The organism is Mesorhizobium sp. CO1-1-8, assembly GCF_020164875.1.
Taxonomy (GTDB): domain Bacteria; phylum Pseudomonadota; class Alphaproteobacteria; order Rhizobiales; family Rhizobiaceae; genus Mesorhizobium.
The window spans coordinates 147,610-167,876 of record NZ_JAIUGZ010000001.1 but is presented as its reverse complement, the minus strand read 5'-3'; the positions used below and the strand labels follow the sequence as shown (position 1 = coordinate 167,876).

Genomic DNA, 20,267 nt, shown 5'->3' with positions numbered 1-20,267 from the left:
GGTTCCTTTCGTCTAGAAGCTGGGCGTTGCGGTTGGCACGAAGTCGGCCGTGTCGGTCGATTCGTAGTTGAAGGTGACGTCCTTCCAGGTCTCCAGGGCAGCCTTCAGCGGCGTGCACCATCTGGCCGCCTGTTCGAGGATCTTGGTCCCTTCACGCAAATAATCGCGCCCCTCGTTGCGGGCCAGGATCATCGCTTCCAAGGCGACGCGATTGGCCGTCGCGCCTGCCTGGATGCCGTCCGGATGGCCGATTGTGCCGCCGCCGAACTGAAGGATGACGTCCTCGCCGAGATAGTGGATCAACTGGTGCATCTGGCCGGCATGGATGCCGCCCGAGGCGACGGGCATCACCTTGTTGAGCGAGGCCCAGTCCTGATCGAAGAACAGCCCGGTTTCGAGGTTCTGCGGCGTGCGCTCCTCGCGCAGCGTGTCATAAAATCCCTTGATCATGAGCGGGTCGCCTTCCAGCTTGCCGACCACCGTGCCGGCATGGATGTGGTCGACGCCGGCCATGCGCATCCATTTGCAGATGACGCGGAAATTCATGCCGTGGTTCTTCTGGCGCGAATAGGTCGAGTTGCCGGCACGGTGCAGGTGCAGGATCATGTCGTTGCGGCGTGCCCACTTGGCCATCGACTGGATCGCCGTGTAGCCGATGACGAGGTCGATCATGACGATGCAGGAACCAAGCTGTTTTGCGAATTCGGCGCGCTCGTACATCTCCTCCATCGTGCCGGCGGTGACGTTGAGATAATGGCCCTTGACCTCGCCGGTGGCTGCCGACGCCTTGTTCACGGCCTCCATGCAGTAGAGGAAGCGGTCGCGCCAATGCATGAAGGGCTGCGAGTTGATGTTCTCGTCGTCCTTGACGAAGTCGAGGCCACCCTTCAGCGCTTCGTAAACGACGCGGCCGTAATTGCGGCCCGACAGGCCGAGCTTCGGCTTCGTCGTCGCGCCGAGCAGCGGCCGGCCGAACTTGTCGAGGCGCTCACGCTCCACCACGATGCCGGTCGCCGGCCCCTGGAAGGTTTTGAGATACGCGACCGGGATGCGCATGTCTTCCAGCCGCAGCGCCTTGACTGCCTTGAAGCCGAACACATTGCCGATGATCGATGCGGTCAGGTTGGCGATCGAGCCCGGCTCGAACAGGTCGAGGTCGTAGGCGATGTAGGCGAAGTACTGTTGCTCGGTCTTGGTTCCGGGACCGGTGTTCGGCACCGGCTCGGATCTGAACGCCTTGGCGCGATAGAGCTCGCAAGCTGTCAGCCGGTCGGTCCACACCACGGTCCACGTCGCGGTGGAGGATTCACCGGCGATGGCGGCCGCCGCCTCCTCGTGGTCGACACCGGGTTGCGGCGTGATCCGGAACATGGCGATCAGATCGGTTTCCTTGGGCCTGTAGTCAGGCTCCCAATAGCCCATCTTCTTGTAGGGGATGACCCCTGACTTGTAGCGTTCCTTGCCTTCCTTGATCGTCCCCGCTGGCAGTATGTCGATCTTGTTCATGACAGGTCTCCTGTTTGTTGCTCAGGCGGCTTTCGCGGTTGCGATATGGGGGTCGAGTTTTCCCGCGGCGTAACGTTTCGCCATCTCATCCATGGCGATGACCTTGATCTTCGAGGCGTTGGATGCCGTACCGAAACGCTCGAAGCGGTCCCGGCAAAGGTCGCGCAGGGCATCCATGGCGGGTTTCAGGAATTTACGGGGATCGAACTCGCGCGGGTTTTCCGTCGCGACGCGGCGGAACTGCCCGGCCATGGCCATGCGGCAATCGGTGTCGATATTGACCTTGCGCACGCCGTAGCGGATGCCCCGCTCGATCTCCTCGACCGGAACGCCAAAAGTCTGGGGCATCTCGCCGCCGTATCTGTTGATGATGTCCTGCAGCTCCTGCGGCACCGAGGAAGAGCCGTGCATGACCAGATGCGTGTTGGGCAGCTTCTCGTGGATCGCCTCGATCACCTGCATGGCCAGGATGTCGCCGTCCGGCTTGCGGGTGAATTTGTAGGCGCCGTGCGAAGTGCCGCAGGCAATCGCCAGCGCGTCGACCTGGGTTGCAGTCACAAAATCGACCGCCTGATCTGGATCGGTCAAGAGCTGGTCGTGGGAGAGCGCGCCCTCGGCGCCGTGGCCATCCTCTGCCTCGCTTTGGCCGGTTTCCAGCGAGCCGAGCACGCCCAGTTCGCCTTCGACGGAAGCGCCGACCCAATGCGCCATGCGTGCGACGCGTTCGGTTATGGCGACGTTGTAATCGTAGCTTGCCGGCGTCTTGGCGTCCGCCATCAAGGATCCGTCCATCATCACCGAGGTGAAGCCGTGGCGGATCGCGGAAAGGCAGGTGGCCTCGCTGTTGCCGTGGTCCTGATGGATGCATAGCGGGATGGCCGGGTGAATTTCGGTCAGCGCCTCCATCATCTTGGCCAGCATGATGTCGTTGGCATAGGACCGGGCGCCACGTGAGGCCTGGATGATGACAGGCGCGTCGCAGGCCTTGGCCGCCTCCATGATGGCGAGGCCCTGTTCCATGTTGTTGATGTTGAACGCCGGTACGCCGTAGCCGTGCTCGGCGGCATGGTCGAGAAGCTGGCGAAGGGTGATGCGAGCCATTGTGAATCCTCCTAGATGATGAGCTTCAGCGCCGCTGCAGCAACCGCTTCGGACGTTATGTTGAAATGCCGGTAGAGGTCGGGGGCAGGGGCGCTGGCGCCGAAGCCGGTCATGCCGACGAAAGCGCCGGTCTCGCCGATCCAGCGGTCCCAGCCCAGCCGGGCTGCCGCTTCGACCGCGACGCGCGGCGCCGAGCCGAGGACGGCCTTGCGGGTGGCGCTTTCCTGCTGCTCGAAAAGCTCCCAGCACGGCATCGACACGACGGCGGCAGCGACGCTATGCTCGGTCTCCAGCCTTTCGGCGGCAGCAACCGCGATCTCGACCTCCGAGCCGGTGGCGATCAGGGTGACGGCGCGGTGCTTTGCCGGCTCGCGCAGGATGTAAGCGCCCTGGCAGGAGCGGTTCTCGTCGCTGTGCGACCGACGCAGCATCGGCAGGTTCTGGCGCGACAGCACCAGGACGCTCGGCCGATCCTTGCTCTTTAGCGCGAGTTCCCAGCACTCCGCTGTTTCGATGACATCCGCCGGGCGGAAGACGTTGAGATTGGGCGTGGCACGCAGCATCGCAAGGTGCTCGACCGGCTGGTGCGTCGGGCCGTCCTCGCCGAGGCCGATGGAATCGTGTGTCATCACATAGATGACGCGCTGGCCCATGAGCGCCGAGAGCCGCATCGCGCCGCGCGCATAATCGGCGAAGCACAGGAACGTACCGCCATAGGGCACGAAACCTCCATGCAGCGCGATGCCGTTCATGGCGGCCGCCATGCCGTGCTCACGAATGCCGTAGTGAATGTAGCGGCCGGCATAGTCACTCGGCGCAATGCGGTTCATGCCCTTGGTGATCGTCAGATTCGAGTGCGTCAGATCGGCCGAGCCGCCGACGGTCAACTCCGTTGCGCCGTTGATGGCCTCCAGCGCCATTTCGGAGGCTTTTCGCGTCGCCACCTTGGTTGCCTTCTCGACATGTTCGCGACGAAAGGCTTCGAGCGCGTCGAAGACCGTGTCGGGCAGTTCGGCGGCGACGGCGTTTTCAAAAGCCTCGCGCCGCGGCGAGGCGGCAAGCCGCTGCTCCCAGGCGCGCCGCATCGCTTCGCCGCGACCGGCAATCTCGCGCCAGGCGAAAAGGACATCATCCGGCACCTCGAACGGCGCGTGAGCCCAGCCGATGTTTTCGCGTGTCGCGGCGATCTCTGCTTCACCCAGCGGTGCGCCGTGCGTCTTCTCCGAACCGCCGAGATTGGGGGCACCCATGCCGATCACTGTGCGGCAGGCAATCAGCGATGGCCGATCCGACCGCCGCGCCGCCTCGATTGCCGCGGCGACTGCTTCCATCTCATGCCCGGCGACACTTTGGACATCCCAGCCGGCGGCCTCGAAGCGCGCCGGCTGGTCCATCGACGTGGAGAGGGAGGTCGGCCCGTCAATGGAAATCGCATTATCGTCCCAGAAGACGATCAGGCGGGAAAGCTTCAGGTGACCAGCGAGGTCTATCGCCTCGTGACTGATTCCCTCCTGAAGGCAGCCGTCGCCCGCAATCACATAGGTATGATGATCGACCAGATCGGCACCGTAGCGGGCGGCAAGCATGCGTTCCGCCAGCGCCATGCCGACCGCTGTGGAAATGCCCTGTCCGAGCGGTCCGGTGGTGGTCTCCACGCCAAGCGCATGGCCGTATTCCGGATGCCCGGCGGTGCGGCTGCCCAACTGCCGAAATCGCTGCAATTCCTCGGCCTGCATGTCTTCATAGCCGAGCAAATGATGCAGTGCGTATTGCAGCATCGAGCCGTGGCCGGCTGAAAGCACGAAACGGTCACGGTCGGGCCAGTCCGGCCTCGACGGATCGATATTGATGAAGCGGTTGAACAGCACCGTTGCGACATCGGCCATGCCCATCGGCATGCCAGGGTGACCCGAATTCGCCTTTTGGACGCTGTCCATCGCCAGCACGCGAATGGCGTTCGCCATGTCGCGCTCCGAGACGGGAGCGGTTGTGGTGACGGGCTTCAGTGCTGTTTGGCTGGTCATTGCATCCTCCTCACGACACACGGCTCTTGCGTTCAATCAATTGCAGGATGAGCGGCGTCAGGATCAGCTGCATGGCAAGATCGAGCTTGTTGCCTGGCACCACGATGGAATTTGGCCGCGACATGAACGAGTCGTGGATCATCGACAGCAGATACGGAAAATCGATGCCGCGCGGATTGGCGAAGCGGATAACCAGCATCGATTCGTCGGGCGTCGGAATCCAGCGCGCGATGAACGGGTTGGACGTGTCGACGATCGGCACGCGCTGGAAATTGATAGCGGTCTGCGAGAATTGCGGGACAATGTAGCGGACATAGTCGGGCATCCGGCGCAGGATCACGTCCATCACCGCCTCGGTGGAATAGCCGCGAGTCGAACGGTCGCGATGGATCTTCTGGATCCATTCGAGATTGATGACCGGCACGACGCCGATCTTTAGATCCGCATGCTTGGCCAAATTGATCGCGTCGGTGACGACACAGCCGTGCAGCCCCTCGTAGAAGAGCAAGTCGCTGGGAGCGAATTCGCGCCATTCGGTAAAGGTTCCCGGTGGCGTGCCGTGCTGCTTTTCCTCTTCCTCATCATGAATGTAGGTGCGGGTCTTGCCGGTTCCCCGGCGGCCATATTCGGCGAACACCTCTTCGAGAATTCCGAGTTCGTTGGCCGCGGCATTGAAATGGGTGAAGTTCGGGTTGCCGGCCTTTTCCTCCTCGGCCACCTTTGCCTTCATCGCCGCGCGGTCGTAGCGGTGGAATGCGTCGCCCTCGATGAAAGCGGCCTCGATGTTCTCGCGCCGGAAAATCAGCTCGAAGATGCGCTTGACCGAGGTCGTGCCGGCGCCCGACGACCCGGTGATGGTGATGATGGGGTGCTTGGCTGACATGGTGCTGCTCAGGCTCTAAACAGGCCGCGGCGGCTGAACAGCGGCGCACGCTCACCGATGTTGCTCGGCTCCGTGTGGTAGCGGGTGATGCGCGCGACTTCCCGCGCCGACCCGAAGATCATCGGCACGCGCTGATGCAGGCTTTCGGGTTCGATTTCCAAGATGCGGGTGATCGCGTCGGTGGCGGCACCACCAGCCTGTTCTATGAGAAAGGCGATCGGGTTGGCCTCGTAGACGAGGCGCAGCCGTCCCTGACCATAGCCCTTGCGCCGATCGCCGGGGTAGAGAAAAACGCCGCCGCGCATCAATATGCGGTAACAGTCGGCGACCAGAGAGGCGATCCAGCGCATGTTGAAATCCTTCTCGCGCGGACCTTCGGTGCCCTCCAGGCAGTCGTCGACATAGAGCCGCACTGCCTCGTCCCAGTGCCGGTAGTTGGCGGCGTTGATGGCAAACTCCTGAGTGCGTTGCGGAATGATCCGGCTTTCATAGGCCTGGACGAAGGTGCCGAGCCTTGTCGAGAAGACGAAGACATGCGTGCCGCTGCCGAGCGACAGGACGAGTGCCAGCTGCGGCCCATAGATGAAGAAACCGGCGCCTAGCTGGTTCACGCCCGCCTGCAAGAAAGAGGCGGCCGGATCAGCGTCCGGCGCGCCAGTTGCGGTCAGGAGCGAGAAGATCGTTCCGATCGACACGTTGGTGTCGATGTTGGAAGAGCCGTCGAGCGGGTCGATCGCAATGGCGAGTGGCGCTTGCCTGTCCAGCAGGACCGGCTGCTCCAGCTCCTCGGAGGCGTAAAGCGCGACCGGCGCGCGGCGCATGGCGTCGAGGAAGATATCGTCGGAGAAGACGTCGAGATCCTTCTGGACGTCGCCGTCGGCATTGGCGCCACGGGTTTCGGCAAAGGCGGCGCCGAGCACCCCCTGGTTGATGGTGTTGCGGACGTTGATGGCGGCCTGTGTCAACTGACGGACGGTCGCCACAACTGCCGAGCGGAATTCGTCAGGCTGGCCGAGATAGGAGTTCAGAAAAGCGTCGAGCGTTGCCGCTGGCATCGTAACCTCCCGGTCCGGCCGCATCTCCTCGGAGCGGATGGACTGGAGGAATGGAAACAAAGGTCGGTGGATAAGTAAAATTCAATAACTTTACTGACTCACTAAAAATAATTTAGTATGCGACATGAGGAACCTCACGCTCAGGCATTTCAAGACCATCCAGGCAATCATCAAGTGCGGCAAAATTGTCAGCGCGGCCAAGATGTTAGGTCTGTCTCCTCCAGCGCTGACAATCCAACTGCGGCAAGTGGAGGAAGAATTCCAGCTGGCTCTGTTCGACCGAACATCGGACGGCATGCGTCCCACTGCCGCAGGTCTGGCTTTCTTCGAGACGGCGCAGGCTATCGAGGAGCATCTCGGTTTGCTCCAAGACAAGATGGATGCCATCAAGGGCGTACGCACCGGCAGCCTGAGGCTCGGTGTCGTTTCCACCGCCAAATATTTCGCGCCGCGGCTGATGGCTGCGTTCATGAAGGATCATCCCTACGTCGACATGCGGCTTGCCATCGGCAATCGTGCCCAGACGATCGACAACCTCAGGAACCACGACATCGATATCGCGCTGATGGGGCGTCCGGCGAAAGAGGTTCCGGTGCGCGCTTCGGTCTTCGGCGATCATCCGCTGGTCATCATCGCGCCGCCCGACCATCCGTTGGTGGCGGCGCGCGATATCTCCAAGGAGCGGATCGCGGAGGAGCATTTCCTTATTCGTGAGCCCGGCTCTGGAACCCGCATCTCGTTGGAGATATTCCTGAGCGACGTGCCTGGGCGCATCGACGACCTCGGTGTCGAGATGGCCTCGAACGAAACGATCAAGCAGGCGGTGATGGCTGGTCTGGGCATCGCCTTCATCTCTGCCCACACCATCGCTGCGGAAACCGAGGCAGGCCGGCTTGTCATCCTCGACGTTGTCGGCATGCCGATCCGCCGGCAATGGTTCTCGGTGATGCGAACCGATCACGCAATCTCGCCGGCGATGGCTACGTTCAACGATTTCCTGATGCGCAAGGGCGCGATGTACCTGCCCCTTTTCGGAAAGCTGTATCCAGACAGGGCGGGATGACATTGCACGAACGTAAGGGCTGAAAGTTCGGTGGAGCGCCCGCGATCGTTGGCGTTACATAAGCGATATGTTATGTTGCAGTGCGAAAGAGCTGGGGCCGCGTCCTTTCACACCCGTAGGCGATCTGTATGTGCAACCCCTGCAGACTGTTCGGAAACCTCCCGGGGAGGGTTCGGGAATTCGATGGGGAAAAGGGGTAATGCTTTACACACTCGTTATGATGGTCTGCCTGACGGATGTACCGCGGACCTGCGAACAACGCGAACAGATGGTAGACGGTCTGGCGATGAATCCCGGGACTGCCTTCATGCAGGCGCAGCCGCTGGTGGCGAGGTGGATCGAGACGCATCCCGGTTATTTCGTGCAGCGCTGGCGTGTGCTGCCTGGCAGGGAGTCATGAGACAGGCGGCCAAGGTCTATTTCTTCACGACGAGCGTTTCCGAGACTGTCTTCGACAACTGGTAAAGCCGCTGCTCGATTATCGTCGGCACATCGCAGACATAAGTCAGCGACTGGACGCGTTCGTTGAAAATTCGCGTCGCGAAATTCAGCTGGTCGGTTCGCCGTTCGACATCGTCCGGATCTGCATCGGCCTTGGCGCGCAGCGCGTCGACTTCGGATGCTTCCTTGCGCAACTGTGCCGCCATTTCCAGCTGTTTGTGGGCATAGCGGGAGATGCCGGAGATCACGTGCGAACGCTCGGCGTCCATGTGGTCGAACATTCCCTGGACCAGCATCGTCATTTTTGGTCCGACCTGCTCGGGCGGCAGGGAAGTCGCGAAATCCTTGATCTCCTTCTGGGCTTCGGCAATTGGCGTCCGCCGGGCCGCCACCGCATCGACAAGCGCCGACACGCCGGGATCCTTCGCCCAGTCCTTCGCGGTCGCAGGAAGCTCCGGCCCATTCCAGATCTGGCCAAGCGAGAGCTGTGGCACCTTACGCTGCATGCAGGGCCAGTCGGGATCGGTGTTTGCCGCGCTGGCGCCTCCCATCGAGGCAAGTGTGGCGACCAGAACCAGAGTGTGAACAAGTCTCATTCGCGCCATCAGGCGTTTCCTCCCATGTCCTGTTTTCGGATCACCAAACCGCGCGAAGGGTCGTATGCGATGATGGCGCCGCCCAGAAACAGCAGCGTGCAGCCGGCGACGACGCCCAGCGAAAGCCATTCGATCTGCCCGTAGAAGGCAAAGCGGATCAGTTCGACGGCATAGGTGAACGGGTTGCAGAGGCAGATCTTGTAGAGCAGGGGGCTCGCCTCCTGGATGCGCCACAAGGGATACAGCGCCGGAGACGCGAAATAGCCGGGAAAGATGACGAAGTTCATGATGCCGGCGAAGTTTTCGAGCTGCTTGATCAGCGAAGACAAGAGCATGCCGAGCGCGCAAAGCATCATGCCCGACAAGAACAGTGCCGGCAGCACGTAGAGATAGCCGAGTGGCGGCGCCTTGACGCCCCACAGCCAGGCAACGATCAGGAACGCGTAGACCTGCACGATCGATACGGCCACACCGGCCAGCATCTTCGACACCAGCAGGAACCAGCGCGGAAATGGGCTGACCAGCAGGATGCGCATGTTGCCCATCTCGCGGTCATAGACCATCGACAGCGAAGACTGCATCCCGGAAAACAGCAGGATCATGCCGCAAAGGCCCGGTGTGATGTAGACCTCGTAGAGCACATAGGTCTTGTAGGGCGGGATGATCGACACGCCGAGCACCTGGCGAAAACCGGCGGCGAAGATGAACAGCCAGACGAGCGGCCGGACCAGCGAGGAAATGAAGCGTTCGCGCTGGTGCAGGAAGCGCAGGCACTCGCGCAGGACGACACCTTTCAGGCAAATAAGATAGTGGCGCAGGCCGAATGGCTCAGACCGCACCGGCATGACGCCAGCGACCTTTCCGGGCATCGCAGGAGCGCTCATGGCGACGTCTCCGCCATGCCCGCCGCATCGACGCGGCTGAGCTTCGAAAAGGTTTCGCGAATCGAATTTCCGCCGTTCGCACGGATCACATCCGACACCTTGCCGCTCGCGACCAGGTCACCCCGCCGCAGTATGACGACATGGTCGGCGTCTTCGACTTCGTCGATCAGATGCGTGGCCCAGAGCACGCCGATGCCCTCTGCCTGGACGAGCTTGCGGATGGTGGCGAGGATGCCCGCGCGAGACTCGATGTCGAGGCCGACGGTCGCCTCGTCAAGCAGGAGCAGGGAAGGTCGGTGAAGCAGCGCCCTGGCGATTTCGATGCGCCGCATCTGACCGCCGGAGAGGCTGCGTGCCTTGTCATGCTGGCGGCCCAGCATGTCGACCGTTTCAAGCAGCGCGGCAATGCGCTGGCGCGCTTCGCGTCCGCCAATGCCATGCAGCGAGGCGTGGTAGGAGAGATTCTGGTAGACGCTGAGGTCGAGGTCGAGTGTGCGTGCCTGGAACACGATGCCGACCCGTCTGAGTGCTTCGCCGGACGCGCGGCGAATGTCATGGCCGAAGATGCGGATCGATCCGTGACGCGTGTCGTAGAGGTGGCTTATCAGTGAGAACAGCGTTGTCTTGCCGGCCCCGTTGAGGCCGAGCAGAACGGTGAAAGTCGCAGGTTCGATCGAGAAGGAGACGTCGTTAAGCGCCCGCTTCTGGCCATAGGAATGGCTGACGGCACCAACATCGAGCGCCGCCACCTCGTCCCCCGGTCCGCTTGTCCTCATATGCTGCATGCCGGGTCGCTCCTTCAGGACGCGTTGGCTATCTGGCGCCCTGATCGCCTTCTGTCTCACTTGATCGTAATCTTGCCCTTCAGTCCCTTGTCGGCGAGGTCGGGAACCGACCAGATATATTCGCCCGGGCGAACGGTATGGAACTGCACCTGGATCGTTCCCGCGTCGTCGAATTCCAGCCAGGCTGGTCCGCCGTCCATATGCACTTCCAAATCGTTGATGACGATCTGGTCCATCCAGACATTGCGGAAGAGGTCGGTCACGAACTTGTATTCGAAACCGCCTTTGGAGGTGATCTTCCAGCGATAGCCCTGGCCGGCGATCAGCTCGAAGTCCTTCTGATTGACGGCATAGGTGGAGTCGGCCGAACCGATAATCAATTCCGGCAGGTTCTTGCTGGCACGCGACGGTTTTGACGTTGCATCCTCAGCCTTTGCTCCGATCGGAGCAAGGACAAATCCGGCGAGCGCGGCGAAGAAAAACCTGCGGCAAAGTTTCATGTCTTGAGCCTCCCGATGATCAATGTCTGCTATTTGGGCGAAATGACCACACCCCAGGGCTGCTGGCCCACGGTGAGCGATTGGACCGGCTCGTCGGTGGCGGTGTCGATGAAGGTGATATCGTTGGAATTGCCATTCGTGGTGATCAGCGTTTTCTGGTCGGGTGTGAAGGTCAGATGCCAGACGCGCTGGCCAACAAGGATGTATTTCTCCACCTCGTAGGTGTCGGTGTTGATCACCGCGACATGGTTCGCCGGGCCGAGCGCGACATAGGCTTTCTTGCCATCGGCGCTGATGGCGATGCCTACCGGCTGGATGGTTTCGGCCCGCAGTCCCTGAATCGCGAACTGGATCTTCTTCACCACTTCGCGTTTGGCGTTGTCGATGACGCTGACGGTGCCGCCGACCTCCGCGCTGACCCAGACCTGCGAGCCATCGGGCTTGAATTCGGCAAAGCGCGGGCGCGTGTCGACCAGCACGTTGTCGGTCACCTCATGCGTGCCGGTGTCGATGAAATGCGCCATGCTGGTGGTTTCCGAGGTATTGACCATGGTCTTGCCATCGGGGCTGACACCCATGCCTTCCGGTTCCACGCCGACCGGAATCTCGGCCAGGACCTGCCTGCTATCGACGTCGATGGCCGTGACGAGATTATCGTCCTCATTGGCGACATAAAGCGTCTTGCCGTCAGGCGAGAGGACGAACAATTCGGGATCGGGACCGGATGGCAGCGTGCCGACGATTTCAAGTGTCGCGGTATCGATGATCTGGACCGTATCGTCATCGCTGGCGCATAGATAGACGAATTTGCCGTCATGCGAGATGGTGATGCCGCGCGGCCTCTGGCCGACCTCCACGGTCTTCACCACCTGCATCGTCGCCGTGTCGACGACGGTCATCGTGTTGTCCTTCTCGTTGGAAACGTAGGCGGTATAGGCCGATACCGGGCTGGCTGTCAGGCCGGCCGCGAGAATGGCGAATGCGCAAGCTCGTTTCTGCACGCAAATTCCTCCCGATTGACTCTACTTGAGAGCGCATTTCGTTTCCGGCTGATCGACACCGAGCGTGTCGAGTTCAGAGACCTGGTGAAGATAGCCCTCTTGTGGCGATGTCGAGACGACCGACTTGGTGTCGCCAAGCAAGATCGGCTGGCGAAGCTGGAGGTTCCATTTGCGGAAGGTCAGCTTCTGCCCCTTGAAAGCAGCAACCGAAAAATCGTCGGAGCGTATGTAGTCGCCGATCTTTTTCGCATCGTCGCCCTTGGTGCGTGTGGTGGCCTCGCCGACGGCACGCACCGCCGTCCAGGCCGACATGTCCTTGGAGAGCATCCGCCGGCTCGTCGTCTTCAGGAAGCGGCTCTGCATCTGGATGCCGCCCCATTGTTCGCTGGCGGGATGCCACGAAGATGCAACCAGACCGGCCGTGCCGGCGACCAGCCGCGGCGTCCAGGTGCGGTAGGGCACGTAGGTGCCGAAAACCTCGCTTTCGTCGGCGACAAGCACCACGTCATGCTCCGGCAAGTCTTGCGTAAACACGGAAATCTGCTGCTGTATCTGCGTGGCGCCGGTGTCGGTGCGCCTGGCTGTGCCGGTGTCCTTGAATTCCTTCTCGGCGACGATCTGGCCGCCGAAGCGGGTTGCCGCACGGCGCAACGCATCGGCATAGAGATGATCCTGCTCATGCGATCCATAGAGCAGCACCCAATTCGGCCACTTCTTCACCATGAGATACTGCGCCAGCGCATCGGCCAGCATGCTGCGCGTCGGCGCGATGTGGAAAACATTGATGCGGCAGTCCTCCTCGCGAAGGCTGTCGTCGGTGGCGCCGACGTTGAAGATCAGCACGCCTTTGTCGCGGGCGATGTCGGCGATCGACAGCAATTGTTTGGCTGAAAGATCGGCGACCACATAGCGGTCGCCCTTGGCGATCATGTCCTCGAATGCCCGAACCGCGTCGCCTTCGGGTTTGATCTCGGTCACGTCGAGGCTGAATTTCTGGTTGGTGAACTTTCCCGTCGTGTTGTTGTCGCCGATCGCCACCTCGGCACCGGCGACACCTTCGTCACGTGGCGGCAGGTCGAGCATGGAAAGCGTCAATTGCGGTGCGTAGGCCCGCAAATAGCCTATCTTGATTTCAGTTGTCTCTTTTTCCGGCTTCGCCGCCGTTTCCTGGCCTGTCGCGTCGGAAACGTTGACGGTCAGGGAAAAAAAGCACAAAAAGGCAGCGAGAGTGCCTGGCACCGCGCTCGTCATCGATAGTAATTACCCATTCTTGCGCAAAGGTCCGACGGTTGCCGGCCCCGCGCCAAGTCAAGGTGCCCATGATCAGCTTAGCCGACCCGCAAAATTTATCAAACCCTATCGGGGGGCTTTTCGCGCCTGCCGGAACGGTGCGGAAAGTCGCCGGCGTCGATTCGCGTGGCAACACCGACGTGACGTGGCCCAGGGGTATCGACCGCCTCTTTAAAAACGTCTTGTCCTCCAAACTGGAGAAACTGTTCAAATGACCAGAATGCTGGCAAGCGTCACCGGCATCGAAGAGGCGGAGATCGCTCTTTCTGGAGGTGTCGATATCGTCGACCTGAAGGACCCGAAGGCGGGAGCCCTGGGCGCGGTGTCCACGGAAACCATGCGCCGAACGATTTCGTTCATCGCTGGTCGGGCTCCGGTCAGCGCGGTCTGCGGCGACCTGCCGATGGAACCCGAAACGATCCGCATCAAGGCCGAAGAGATCGCGGCGACCGGCGTCGATTATGTGAAGATCGGATTTTTTCCTTCGGCAAATATCTCTGCCTGCGCACAGGCGCTCGAACCGCTCGCCGCACGAACGAAGCTGATTGCCGTGCTGTTTGCCGATCTGGCGCCGGACTTCGAGCTTCTGCCGATGTTCGCCAGGCATCGCTTCCATGGCGTGATGGTCGATACCGCGCAAAAGGGGAAGGGCCGGCTGCTCGATCATCTGCCGCCGGAGCGTATTCCGGGATTCGTCGATCGAACGAAATCGCTCGGTCTGATGGCCGGCCTGAGTGGATCGCTGGAAGCTCCGGATATTCCGCGCCTATTGCCTTTCGCTCCCGATTTTCTCGGCTTTCGGGGGGCGCTGTGTGGCCATTCCGGTCGCACCAGTTCGATCAGCGCCGAGGCGGTCTCGCAGATTCGCGAGTTGGTCCCGGCGGAATCCGGGACCGGCGGTCAATCGAGTATCGACTATCGCCTGTTGGCAGCGAGAGGCTATTCGCCGGACACCGATCCGACACTGGGCACGGACAGGATTTTTGTGCGGGATTTTGTACTGCCGGTTCAGATCGGTGCCTACAGCTTCGAGCATGGCCATACTCAAAAAGTGCGCTTTGATGTGACCGCCGACGTGCTGCAAATCACCGATCATCCCGAGGACATGCGCCATGTGTTCTCCTACGACATCATCATGGACGGCATTCGCACCATCGTCGCGCGGGGACATATTCAGCTCAGCGAGGCTTTGGCCGAGCAGGTGGCAGCGCACGTCCTGGAGAACCAGCGTGTCGTGCGGGTCACGGTAAGGGTGGAAAAGCTCGAGCTCGGCCCTGGCGGCGTCGGCGTCGAAATCGAACGCAAGCGCCAATCGGCGGGACGCGGTGCTGCCTCCGGCACTGCTGGCCGAAAAGACCGAAGCGTTGTTTTCCGGCCGCGCCAGGAACGCCCCGAAATGCTCCGAAGGGCCATCGTCAAACTTGGCGGCAGCACGGCCCATGCGGCGGAGATGAAGAGCTGGATCGCAGCGCTGGCGGGTTCCAGGCTGCCGATCGTCATCGTGCCCGGCGGCGGGCTCTTTGCCGATCATGTGCGCGAGACGCAGACCCGCATGGATTTTTCCGACACCGCCGCTCATGCCATGGCGATCCTGGCCATGGAGCAGTTCGGCCATGTCATCCTCGACCGGGACGAAAGGCTGACGCCGGCCCGGTCGCTGGACGAGATCGGGCGAGCGTTGGAGGCGGGGAAGGTTCCGGTGTGGCTGCCGTCGTCACTGGCACTGCCGGCGCTGGATGTTCCGGCCTCCTGGGACATTACCTCCGATTCTCTGGCCGCCTGGCTTGCCGGCAAGCTTAGCGCGAACGCGCTGTTGCTTATCAAGCAGACCGGTGCATTCTTCGACGGCGATACCGCTGACAGCCTGAGGACCCGAGGCATTGTCGATCCAGGCTTTGCCGCCATGCTGCCTGACGGCGTCGATTTCCATCTCGCCGGTCCGAAGGATGCTGCCGAGGCCGGCGCGATGCTCGCGTTGGGCAAGTTGCCCGGCATCCGGATCGTGGCTTCAACAGGGTCGTCGGCAAAGAAGGCGGGATAGCCGATGGTGAAGCTGCATGTGCCGCGCTGGGCGTGGGTTCTGACGGGTTCCGGGCATTTTTTTACGGAGAGCTTCGCACTTGTTCGCCAACTCGAACATTGCGATGTCTTCGTGTCGAAGGCCGCCAACGAAGTGCTGCGCATGTACAAGCTTAAACTTGATTTCCCGGAGACGACGCGCGTGCTGCACGACAAGACCGCGAGCGCGATCCCGGTCGGCGAATTCTACCACGGTGTCTATCACACGGTCGTAGTGGCGCCGGCCACTTCCAACACGGTCGCCAAATGCGTGCATGGCATTTCCGACACGCTTGCCACCAATGTCTTTGCCCAAGCGGGAAAGTGCCGTGTGCCAGCCATCGTCTTTGCTTGCGACACCGCGCCGGAACTCGAGACCCAGGCGCCGCACGGGCTGGTCAAGGTCTATCCGCGCAGGATCGACCTGGAAAATACCAAGCAGTTGAAGAGTTTCGAGCGGACCCAGGTGGTCGAGTCGCTCGCTGATCTCGAAGCCTCGCTCACACGGCGCCAGGCCGAACTCGCAAGCGATGGCTGAGCGGCTGGTTTTTCTTACCGGCCATCTGGCCAAGGCGCGGCTGGAACGGCTGCTGGCCGGGCTGGGCAGAAGCGAATTCGCGTGGGAAATCGTCGACGTCGGCGTCAAGGTCGCCGCGCTGATGAGCGAGGACATTGTGAAGCGTCGGCTCACTCTGACAGGAGACGTCGACCGCGTCATCCTGCCCGGACGCTACCGGGGAAACATCGAGCACCTTTCGGAGCATTTCGGCGTGCCCTTTGTGCGCGGCCCCGACGAGATCGCTGACCTTCCAGCCTTCCTTGGCCGGGCGGGCAAGCCGCCGGATCTGACGCGTCACGATATGCGCATCTTCGCCGAGATCGTCGATGCTCCGATGCTGTCGGTCGAGGCGCTGATGGCGAGGGCCTCGATGTTGGCTGCGGCCGGCGCCGATGTCATCGATCTGGGCTGCCTGCCGGAGACGCCGTTTCCGTTGCTGGCGGAGGCTGTGCGAGCGCTCAAGGCACGGGGGTTTATGGTCAGCGTCGATTCGGCTAGCGTGGACGAACTGACGATCGGGGCACGCGCCGGCGCGGACTATCTTCTCAGCCTCGATGAGAACACGCTGCCGTTGATCTTCGATCACACGGCTACGGCAGTGTTGATACCGTCCACGCCTGGCGATCTGGATTCGCTCGGCCGGGCCATCGAAGCCGCGCAAAAGGCCGGTGTCGCCTTCATTGCCGATCCCGTGCTCGACCCGATCCATTTCGGCTTCGCCGTTTCACTCGGGCGCTTCATCGAGGCACGGCGCCGCTGGCCGGACGTCGAATTGCTGATGGGCACCGGCAATCTCACCGAATTGACCGACGCGGACAGTTCCGGCGTTACGGCCGTTTTAACGGGACTCTGCTCGGAACTCCGGATCCGAAACGTGCTGGCGGTGCATGTCAGCCCACACACGGTGCGGACGATCGAGGAGCACGATATCGCCCGCCGCGTCATGTTGGCTGCCTGCACGGACGGCGCGTTGCCGCGCGGCTATCACCCAGGGCTGTTGCAGATCCACGATCGCAAGCCTTTCACAGCCTCCACCGACGACATCGGGGCATTGGCGGCCCAGGTGCGCGACGCCAACTTCCGGATCGCGGTAGCGGAGGACGGCATCCATGTTTTCAATAGCAAAGGGCATGCGGTTGCCACGGATGCGTTCGAACTCTTTGCCGGGCTGGACGTCAACGCCGATGGTGCACACGCTTTTTACCTCGGCGCGGAACTGATGAAAGCGGAGATCGCGTGGCGGCTCGGCAAGCGTTATGTGCAGGACGAGCCGCTCGCATGGGGCGTTGCAGCGCCGGCTCCCGAAATCGACCGTACCCGTCTTGCCGAGCCGGGGAAGACGCTCCGCGCGAGGAAAGAGCGCTAGGACCATGCCCTACATTTGCGAATCGATCATCACGACCGTCAACAAGGCAGGCAACGTCCACATTGCGCCGATCGGCATCATTGCCGAGAATGACGGTTGGGTGATCGCGCCCTTCCGGCCGTCGGTCACGCTCGACAATCTTGCCGAAGTGCCGTTCGCCATCGCCAATTATACCGACGACGTGCGTGTCTTTGCCGGCTGCCTGACAGGCCGCAAGCATTGGCCAACCGTCCCGGTCGACGGGTTTCCGGTGCCGAGGCTCGAGTCGGCGCTGGCGTATTCGGGCCTCGAAGTCCAAGCGGTCGATGACAATGGCGTGCGTCCTCGCCATTTCTGCCGCGTGGTGCGGGAGGAAGCGCTTGCGCCGTTCACCGGCCTCAACCGAGCCAAGGCGGCGGTGCTTGAGCTGGCCATTCTGGTCAGCCGGCTCGGCATGCTGCCGCGCGACAAGATCGAGGCGGAAATCGCCTACCTTTCGATCGCCATCGAAAAGACAGCAGGCGACGGTGAAAAGGAAGCCTGGGGCTGGCTGATGCAGCGTGTCAGCGATCACTTGACCGCCAAAGGTTCCGGTAGCGAGGACGCGCGGGCATAGGCGCGAGCGCCGCAACCGCTTACGAAGGATATCCCGCCAAAAGTGCCACCGCGGACGCGGGTGCCGCGCTGCTCGCTTGCCCGCGAACAGTGTCATCGGCGGGGATGATGTCGGCGAAATCGACGTAACTGCGTTCCATGCGTTCGGCCAGTCGCCTGATCTGCCAGCGACCGCTTCCGGCGCCGACGATCGGGACATCCCGAGGCAGGGTTCCGGCAACCAGCGCCGCTGCATCGTGCACTTTGCGCAGTTGCTGCTCGCTGAACCAGCGCGCGACTTCACCCCATTCCGGCGGGGTCAGGTCAGTGGCGTCGCGCCCGACCATGCGCGCCAGCCGCGCGATCGAGCCGTCCACGGTCTTTTCCTTGCCGTCGGCGGGAGGGTGCCTGTCGTCGTCCTCGTCGAGCACGCCCAAGATGCGGTGAGCGTCGGCGATCGAGGCGAAATACTCGTTCATCAGAGGCGTCAGCCTGCCATGGACGGGAGCCGACGAGGCTACGCCGAACAGGAATGTCCTGGTAAAGCCGGTATAGACCAATTCGCCGGTTAGAAGCCGTCCGGCATCGGTGTAGCCATCATTGGCCACGGCGCCGTTCTTGATGGCGATAATATCGGTGGTGGTGGAGCCCATGTCGACGAACAGGGCATCGCCGGCGAGTTTTGCCACCAACAAGGCTGTCGCGTGCCAATTGGCGGAAGCCACATCGGCGGCTAGCTGCGCTGCCCGCTCGACCCCGACGAAACCGGATGGTCCAGCATAAACCAGCTTTTTGTCTGTGGGGAAATGGGCGGAAATCTGACCCAGCAGAGCCGCTACGCCGACATCGCGGGACGGAAAGATGTCCGACAGTTCGCCTGTCATGGTGAATGCGTTGAGATCCGCACCCGCGTAGATCGGAGCCGTTTCGTCGAGGGCTGAAGCCAGTTTGTGCAGCCCTTGCCACAGCGGCGTGGCGATCGTTACCGCCTCGACGATGCGACCGTCTTGTGCGCGGGTCACCTTCAGATGCGCGCCGCCAATGTCGAAACCGGCAATGATGCCCTTTCTTTTTTCCACGCTTCAAGCTTTCATGAGGGAGGCAATTGGTCGGTGAGAAAAGCGTTGCGTATCATTCCGGTTCTCGACCTGAAAGATGGCGTGGTGGTTCGCGCCCAGCAGGGAAAACGCGATCGCTACAGGCCGATCGTTACGCCGCTCAGCCGAAGCCCCGATGTCGTCGCGGTCGCTGAAGGACTGCGTGGGCTTTATCCTTTTTCGACCTTCTACATCGCAGATCTGGACGCTATCGAAGGCGCTGCGCCAAACAGCGACGCACTCGCCCGGCTGAGGACGATGGCGGAGCCGCCGGAACTTTGGGTCGATGCCGGCGTGGCCGACGAAAAGACACTTTTGGCGGCGCTTGCCGAACGCTCGCTGTCTCCTGTTCTGGGCTCTGAATCGCAGCGGGACGACATGTTGTTGCGCCGTTTTCGCGATCATCCCGATCTCATCCTGTCCCTTGATTTCGTCGGCGATAGTTTTTGCGGACCGCGTTCTCTTCTCGATGAGCCCGAGCTTTGGCCGCAAAAGGTGATTGTCATGACGCTGGCCAAGGTCGGTGCGGCCGCCGGTCCCGACTTAGGACGGTTGCAGGAGGTCAAGGCCAAGGCCGGAAATCGCGCCGTCATCGCGGCCGGCGGCGTCCGCGATGAGAACGATATCAGGGCCTTGTCCGCAATGGGCGTCGCCGCGGCACTGGTCGCAACCTCATTGCACAACGCTACGCTCACGCCCGGCCGCCTCGCGTCACTCGGCGCCTGATCATCATTGCTCGTCAACTCCCGAAGGGCGTGCGCCCTTCGGGAGTTGACGTTTCAAAAGCCCAGAACTTTTTTCAGCCGGCGCAACAGACCATCCGTCTCAGAAGAGGGTTTTTCCTGTGCGGGGCTGTCTCTTGTCTAGGCTGCGAACGGATGCTTGACCTTGTCGCGCTGGGCCGTTGCTTCGGCGGCGGTCGGGGTTCCTGCAACGGCGCGCTGGATAGCTTCTTTTGTCGCCTCGTAATTGTATTTCTGGATTTTGGCGTCGTCCGCCGCGTCCCAATGGATGAATACCCCGACGCAGATGAACACGTCGTCTGCTTCGTTGGCCGGAATGGTCCCGTCCGCAACGCTGTCCTGCACGGCCTTTGCCACGGCGTGCTGCGCCGGACCGAACATCTGGACCGCCTGTTTGGCGCCCTTGATCGTGACCTTGTTGAACATCACGGTGTTGGGTTTGCATTGAAGATTAGGCGCGATCACCGCCAAAAGCGAAGTAAAGCCGTCCTTGTTGTTGGTAAGCGCGTTGCAAAATGCCGTTTCGACCGCGCTCCCCCGCGGGCCGATGAGCAGGTCGACATGCGCGACTTCGTTGCCGTCTCCCACCAGCGATTCACCGACCATAACCTTTGAGATTTTTGCCATGCCAATTTCCTCCAAGACACAATTATGATGTCCACGGACGCTGCAACCGAGCAGGCGCTCGATGGACAGCTATCCTTGTTGGCAGCGCCCGGATTTGCCCGGACCGGTTGGCTAG

20 protein-coding genes are annotated in these 20,267 nt (G+C 61.7%); 7 read left to right on the top strand and 13 right to left on the bottom strand.

Annotated features, from left to right (window positions below; genetic code table 11):
- Positions 1-12: 12 nt before the first annotated feature.
- Genes LB558_RS00790 through LB558_RS00770 form a run of 5 tightly spaced genes read right to left on the bottom strand, consistent with a single transcriptional unit; the run spans position 13 to position 6,569 of the window.
- Positions 13-1,506 (bottom strand): ribulose-bisphosphate carboxylase large subunit, encoded by a 1,494-nt coding sequence (locus LB558_RS00790; RefSeq protein ID WP_224695677.1) that lies wholly within the window; start codon positions 1,504-1,506, stop codon positions 13-15.
- 21 nt (positions 1,507-1,527) lie between these two features.
- On the bottom strand, positions 1,528-2,607 hold the full coding sequence (gene fba, locus LB558_RS00785) for a class II fructose-bisphosphate aldolase (RefSeq protein WP_127259704.1): 1,080 nt from the start codon (positions 2,605-2,607) through the stop codon (positions 1,528-1,530).
- A gap of 11 nt (positions 2,608-2,618) precedes the next feature.
- Positions 2,619-4,631: a transketolase gene (gene tkt, locus LB558_RS00780; protein ID WP_224695675.1), complete on the bottom strand. Its 2,013-nt coding sequence runs from the start codon at positions 4,629-4,631 to the stop codon at positions 2,619-2,621.
- A 10-nt stretch (positions 4,632-4,641) separates the two neighbouring features.
- Positions 4,642-5,514: a phosphoribulokinase gene (locus LB558_RS00775; protein ID WP_224695674.1), complete on the bottom strand. Its 873-nt coding sequence runs from the start codon at positions 5,512-5,514 to the stop codon at positions 4,642-4,644.
- A gap of 8 nt (positions 5,515-5,522) precedes the next feature.
- Complete coding sequence (locus LB558_RS00770) at positions 5,523-6,569, bottom strand: class 1 fructose-bisphosphatase (protein WP_224695673.1); 1,047 nt, start codon at positions 6,567-6,569, stop codon at positions 5,523-5,525.
- A gap of 124 nt (positions 6,570-6,693) precedes the next feature.
- Here LB558_RS00770 and LB558_RS00765 point away from each other — a divergent pair, with 124 nt between their 5' ends.
- A complete protein-coding gene (locus tag LB558_RS00765) occupies positions 6,694-7,632 on the top strand; it encodes a LysR family transcriptional regulator (protein ID WP_224695672.1) in 939 nt (312 codons plus the stop codon).
- Positions 7,633-7,831: 199 nt separating this feature from the next.
- Complete coding sequence (locus LB558_RS00760; protein WP_224695671.1) at positions 7,832-8,032, top strand: hypothetical protein; 201 nt, start codon at positions 7,832-7,834, stop codon at positions 8,030-8,032.
- A gap of 16 nt (positions 8,033-8,048) precedes the next feature.
- Here LB558_RS00760 and LB558_RS00755 read toward each other — a convergent pair whose 3' ends face one another.
- The 6 genes from LB558_RS00755 to LB558_RS00730 are packed head-to-tail and all read right to left on the bottom strand — an operon-like array spanning position 8,049 to position 13,090.
- The gene (locus tag LB558_RS00755; RefSeq protein WP_224695669.1) at positions 8,049-8,678 is read right to left on the bottom strand and encodes a hypothetical protein; all 630 of its coding nucleotides are present in this window, start codon (positions 8,676-8,678) and stop codon (positions 8,049-8,051) included.
- Positions 8,678-9,514, bottom strand: coding sequence for an ABC transporter permease (locus tag LB558_RS00750; RefSeq protein ID WP_050580490.1), 837 nt, complete (start codon positions 9,512-9,514; stop codon positions 8,678-8,680). Before LB558_RS00750 ends, LB558_RS00755 begins: the two co-directional genes overlap by 1 nt.
- 35 nt (positions 9,515-9,549) lie before the next feature.
- On the bottom strand, positions 9,550-10,338 hold the full coding sequence (locus LB558_RS00745) for an ATP-binding cassette domain-containing protein (protein WP_224695668.1): 789 nt from the start codon (positions 10,336-10,338) through the stop codon (positions 9,550-9,552).
- A gap of 56 nt (positions 10,339-10,394) precedes the next feature.
- Positions 10,395-10,838, bottom strand: coding sequence for a hypothetical protein (locus LB558_RS00740; RefSeq protein WP_224695667.1), 444 nt, complete (start codon positions 10,836-10,838; stop codon positions 10,395-10,397).
- 29 nt (positions 10,839-10,867) lie between these two features.
- The gene (locus tag LB558_RS00735) at positions 10,868-11,839 is read right to left on the bottom strand and encodes a YVTN family beta-propeller repeat protein (protein ID WP_224695665.1); all 972 of its coding nucleotides are present in this window, start codon (positions 11,837-11,839) and stop codon (positions 10,868-10,870) included.
- A gap of 21 nt (positions 11,840-11,860) precedes the next feature.
- A complete protein-coding gene (locus LB558_RS00730) occupies positions 11,861-13,090 on the bottom strand; it encodes an ABC transporter substrate-binding protein (RefSeq protein WP_224695664.1) in 1,230 nt (409 codons plus the stop codon).
- A 250-nt stretch (positions 13,091-13,340) separates the two neighbouring features.
- On the opposite strand from LB558_RS00730, the gene LB558_RS00725 reads away from it, so the two are divergent.
- The 4 genes from LB558_RS00725 to LB558_RS00710 are packed head-to-tail and all read left to right on the top strand — an operon-like array spanning position 13,341 to position 17,707.
- Entirely contained in the window at positions 13,341-15,170 is a 1,830-nt protein-coding gene (locus LB558_RS00725) for a (5-formylfuran-3-yl)methyl phosphate synthase (protein ID WP_224695662.1), read from the top strand.
- Positions 15,171-15,173: 3 nt separating this feature from the next.
- Entirely contained in the window at positions 15,174-15,725 is a 552-nt protein-coding gene (locus LB558_RS00720; protein WP_127412445.1) for a flavoprotein, read from the top strand.
- Positions 15,718-17,112 (top strand): DUF6513 domain-containing protein, encoded by a 1,395-nt coding sequence (locus tag LB558_RS00715; protein ID WP_224695660.1) that lies wholly within the window; start codon positions 15,718-15,720, stop codon positions 17,110-17,112. Before LB558_RS00720 ends, LB558_RS00715 begins: the two co-directional genes overlap by 8 nt.
- A 4-nt stretch (positions 17,113-17,116) precedes the next feature.
- Positions 17,117-17,707 (top strand): DUF447 domain-containing protein, encoded by a 591-nt coding sequence (locus LB558_RS00710; RefSeq protein ID WP_224695659.1) that lies wholly within the window; start codon positions 17,117-17,119, stop codon positions 17,705-17,707.
- A 19-nt stretch (positions 17,708-17,726) separates the two neighbouring features.
- Here the strand turns inward: LB558_RS00710 and LB558_RS00705 are convergent, their stop codons facing one another.
- On the bottom strand, positions 17,727-18,764 hold the full coding sequence (locus LB558_RS00705; protein WP_224695658.1) for a hydantoinase/oxoprolinase family protein: 1,038 nt from the start codon (positions 18,762-18,764) through the stop codon (positions 17,727-17,729).
- A 33-nt stretch (positions 18,765-18,797) separates the two neighbouring features.
- On the opposite strand from LB558_RS00705, the gene LB558_RS00700 reads away from it, so the two are divergent.
- A complete protein-coding gene (locus LB558_RS00700) occupies positions 18,798-19,508 on the top strand; it encodes a HisA/HisF-related TIM barrel protein (RefSeq protein WP_224695657.1) in 711 nt (236 codons plus the stop codon).
- A gap of 137 nt (positions 19,509-19,645) precedes the next feature.
- Here the strand turns inward: LB558_RS00700 and fae are convergent, their stop codons facing one another.
- Positions 19,646-20,152 carry a formaldehyde-activating enzyme gene (fae, locus tag LB558_RS00695; RefSeq protein ID WP_013532036.1) on the bottom strand — a complete coding sequence of 169 codons (507 nt, stop codon included), beginning with the start codon at positions 20,150-20,152 and terminating at the stop codon, positions 19,646-19,648.
- Positions 20,153-20,267: the final 115 nt, after the last annotated feature.